This is a genomic window from Methanospirillum sp., from assembly GCF_035406105.1.
Taxonomy (GTDB): domain Archaea; phylum Halobacteriota; class Methanomicrobia; order Methanomicrobiales; family Methanospirillaceae; genus Methanospirillum.
This window is the reverse complement of record NZ_DAONKG010000205.1, coordinates 1-4,285: the sequence shown is the minus strand read 5'-3', so window position 1 is coordinate 4,285 and position 4,285 is coordinate 1. Positions and strand designations below refer to the sequence as shown.

3 protein-coding genes are annotated in these 4,285 nt (G+C 43.6%); all 3 read left to right on the top strand.

Annotated elements, in window-relative coordinates; genetic code table 11:
- The coding region (locus PLA23_RS10940) for a protein kinase domain-containing protein (protein WP_324475202.1) at positions 1-2,212 on the top strand (2,212 nt) is incomplete at its 5' end.
- 43 nt (positions 2,213-2,255) lie between these two features.
- Positions 2,256-3,389 (top strand): tetratricopeptide repeat protein, encoded by a 1,134-nt coding sequence (locus PLA23_RS10935; RefSeq protein WP_324475201.1) that lies wholly within the window; start codon positions 2,256-2,258, stop codon positions 3,387-3,389.
- A 629-nt stretch (positions 3,390-4,018) separates the two neighbouring features.
- The coding region (locus tag PLA23_RS10930) for a formate dehydrogenase accessory sulfurtransferase FdhD (protein WP_324475200.1) at positions 4,019-4,285 on the top strand (267 nt) is incomplete at its 3' end.

Sequence of the window (4,285 nt, the reverse complement as noted above, 5' to 3'; positions counted from 1 at the left end):
GATCCAGCTATTGCCGAAGGGATCGCGGGTACATTCCGGACAGAGTTATCAGTTTCCATTTACCATAAGTGCACGAGCAACCGGCCATGCAGATCTGGTTTTTTCGGTTGTGCGGGTAATAGCTTCTGGTAAAACCATTCCGATCTCAGATCCCGTAACGCTTCGCATGAATATTACAGAGGGGTCACAAATTTCAAGGGAAGAGACTGGGACAATACAGGTATCCGCAGGCCCTCTTCATCTTCCGGTAACCCTTGACGGGATGCTGAAAGGGACTACTCCTCTCACCCTCTCTGACATCACTGTTGGACCACATCACATTACCATTGAAGGAAAAGAAGGTATTATGGAGACCGATGTTGAAGTCAAGCGCAATTCCATTCAATCGGTTACCTATAGTCCTGATAAAACGATACTATATATTGAAACAAAAGAGTCTCTTTTGTTTGAAAATTCAAACCCTATCCTGACACTGATACTATCAAATTTTTTCTTTGCCCTGGGCCTGATATGCGCATTGACATGTGCAGCAGTAGTATCTGTTCTGATTCTCACAGGAAGGATTAAAAAGGCGAAGTTAGTCATCTATCAGGCTCTTCCGTCCCCATTTCAGAAGAAAGAGTGTCACGATTATGCAATAGAAACGCGAAGAAATCTCTTAAAAGAACAGATCCTGTTTGATCCAATTGCAGGATTATTCAGACAGGGTGATATAAAGTCATTGAAGATTAAAGTTACAAATCTTGGTCGTCGTTCCATAATTATTGACAATATTCAGATCAAACCCGGTGAGTGCAGAATACTGCTTCGTGAGATTACTGATGATATGCCCGGGGATCGGGCTGTTGTTCAGCAGATAACGTATACCGATGGTGACGGGAAAGAAAAAAAGCAGGACATTCATTTGCAGTATCGGATAAAACCCAAAAACGTTAACATCTCCTGGGTCTTTGAACGTTTCATCCGGAAAAATGGAAAAATTGTTGCTGTATTAAAGATAAAAAATCATAATTCTTTTACTCTTGAAACGGACTCTGGTCAGATCACATCTGGCGAAGAAAAAGAGATTGAACTTGAGATGGAGGATTTACAAGATGATGAACCATCAGTCTTCAGGAACATCCGCATCTCTTTGGAGCATGGTGAACCCTTCTCATTATCGGTTCATATCCCCTATAACCGGGGGATTATGTTATTCTTTGCAAAAGAGTATGAAAAGTCCCTTGAATGGTTTCATCAGCAGCTCGCATCCGGTACCAAAGACCCGGTTTTCAAGCGTTATCGGGATCTGATTGAAAAAAAGGTACAAAAATACGGAAAACGTGGAGTGGCAGAGTCACCATCGCCCAAGAGTGGCGGCCCCTATGGAATCGGAACCCGTGCTGATGATACGCATATATTCTCCTCTTCATCCTCTTCTGTCTCTGTATCCGGGTTTCCAGCCTCTTTGTATTCATTCTATACTCCTTCTGCATTGATCTCATCAGATCGGTTAGGCCTCGTGTACCGGGCCATGAAAGCTTCAGATAATGAAGAAGTAGCGGTTCGTGTTCTCGATTCCGTTTCTATTCCTCCTTCCCAGGTTGAATTACAGATACAGGCCTGGAGATCGCTGAAGCATCAGAATATTATGCGTATTAAATTCTGGGAACGGGATCCTGTCTACTTCATGGAGTTTGATCTCCCCTCCGGTGCAGTGCAATCGAAAAAACGAATTTATTCTCTTACAGATCTGAAGGTCCCAATACCTTTGCATGCAGCTCTTCGTATCGTGAGAGGGCTTGCAGAGGGAATTGATTATATTCATCGGCAGGGAGTACGCCATTACCTCCTGGAGCCATCGGTAATCTTTCTGGATAAAGGTTTAAACCCAAAGATTTCCGGATTTGATACCGCAGCCCTGGTTCAGTCCGGTATCCCTGAAGGGTGCTGGGTTGCAGCTCCAGAACAGTATGATCCTGAAAAATATGGAAATCCCGGGAAAAAAACTGATATTTACCAGGTTGGAGCAATCTTTTATTACCTCATTACCGGCCATACACCGGTCTGTGCAGAATCATCAAATATACTGCCTTTTTCTCTCCGATCCGATTATCAGATGTGTGATGCGATTATTGGCAGGTCTTTGACAATTGACAAAAATGATCGATATGGGGAGATTCGTGAGATGATCCAGGATTTGGATGCATTGCTCCGGTCTTTTAAACGATGAGTATGTTATGAGTCACAATTTGTGTCTTTGTGGGTATTGCATCTTGCTGATTACCGTCATCCTTGTATTCTTTCCGGTAATCTCTGCCTCCACGGTCGAGTGCGAAAACCTGCTTGCAACAGGTGTTGCTGAATACAACGCCGGAGATTATTCATCTGCTCTAATGGTATTTGATCTCCTCATTCAGAAGGATCCATCCTGGCCCTCTGGGTGGTTATGGAAAGGAACTGTATTAAAAGACCTAGGTGAGCAGGAAGAGGCTGAAAAAGCATTTAAAAAGGGAAGATGTTTACTCTCTCCTGACACCTGTACCGACTCCGGTGATGAGCACGATCATGACACCGGCGATGATTACAAGAAACCACTCTCGAATGTCCAGAACCGTGAGAGCGGACCTTATCCTCCAATCGGGTACTCGTATATCGATCGTTCCAATACTGGGCAGCAGGCTGATACTTTCGATCTGCGATCATCAGATACTGACCGGACCGTGTCCTCTGATCCACAATATCTGGAACACAGAGGGGACGAGCTCATGGAATCAGGATTGTATAGGCAAGCACTTCAGTCATATCTGCTTGCGGAGCAGATGGATCCGAAAAATCCGGTATTTCCTGCAAAAGCTGGTGATGCGTTCAACCAAATCGGAGATCTCAGTTCCGCTCTGGATGCATGGAACAGATCTCTCAGCCTGCAGCCCGGACAGGATGCCTCAGATATTCTTCGGAAAAAACGAGGTGATGCGTATGAAGTACTCAACGAACCTGAAAAAGCGTTAGATGAGCTGGAACGAATAAAATCCCTGAATAATCCTGATTTGTTCCTTCAGAAAGGGAATCTGTACTCTGTTCTTCATGAATATGGACGTGCTGAAGATTCTTTTCAGAAATGTCTCTTTTTGGATCCTGGAAATACTGATGCTTCCCTGGGTTTGGCTCAGGCACAGATGTCCCAGGGAAAAATTTCAAACACACAGAAAACGCTTGATTCAGTTCAAAAGCCCCCTCTTCATTCCAATCAGTCTCGTCTTTTGGAACAACTGAAAAAAGAGATGAAGCAGTATCCTGCAAGTGATTCAGATGATCTGTCATTTCTCTTCACTCACCCTGAGTTGTATATTCTCATCATAGTGGGAATCGGGGGGATATTCTACTACCGGGATTCCATTTTCAGATAACCATTTTTTGCAGTTATTTGCAGTTACACATTTTGATTCCCGTACTGGGTTTTGGTCTGATCACCTCGACAGGTATTTTTAATCTCTGCTGTTCCGTCCAGATGTTCGTATCTTCGCCGGCTATTTTCCCCTGACCGGAAATCGTCAGCTGATAGATACCGGGCTGAATATATGGTATCATAAAGGGTACGTGGTATTCACTATATTCTCCATCTGAAACATTCAGATAGGTATTATTCTGAATAAGTTCGTAGGGACCAATATGTGCAGAGAATAACACCTGCGTGCCTATATCGTTCTCGCCTAAAGCAGTACGAATGGTTATTATTGGGTGGATAATCATGCCGGGATATACCATTTGTTCATTTTGAGGGATCTCAACAGATATCATATGCATATTATTATCTGGTTCTTTCATGGCGTTCTCAACGGAAAGGACCGGCAAAGAGATGATGCTGAATATAATGAGACTGGCAAGGATTGAATATACCAGGTGTGAAATAATGTTAGGTCTGCCGATATACATGATGGATCTGATCTATGAGAGTATGTGCGGCCTCCTATATTATCTGTCATATGAGTGAGTATTTACAAATCTTTGATATCAGCGTACCGTCATCACATCATTCATGAAAATTATTGATTGTTCATCACCTGCAGGCCTTGACGTCTCGGACAAATGTGGGTCATATCTTCATGATGAAGAACCCGTTGCACTCTTTATCAACGGGAGACACATCTCCACGGTTCTTCTTGCCCCTGGTGATATCAGGGAGTACGTGACCGGCTTTCTCTTTACTGAGCAGTATATTAAGGAACGCCGGGAGATTGAATCAATACGGGTGGAAAAAAACCGTGCCAGTGTTATTACGACGAATATTTTCACTAGTCCGGGT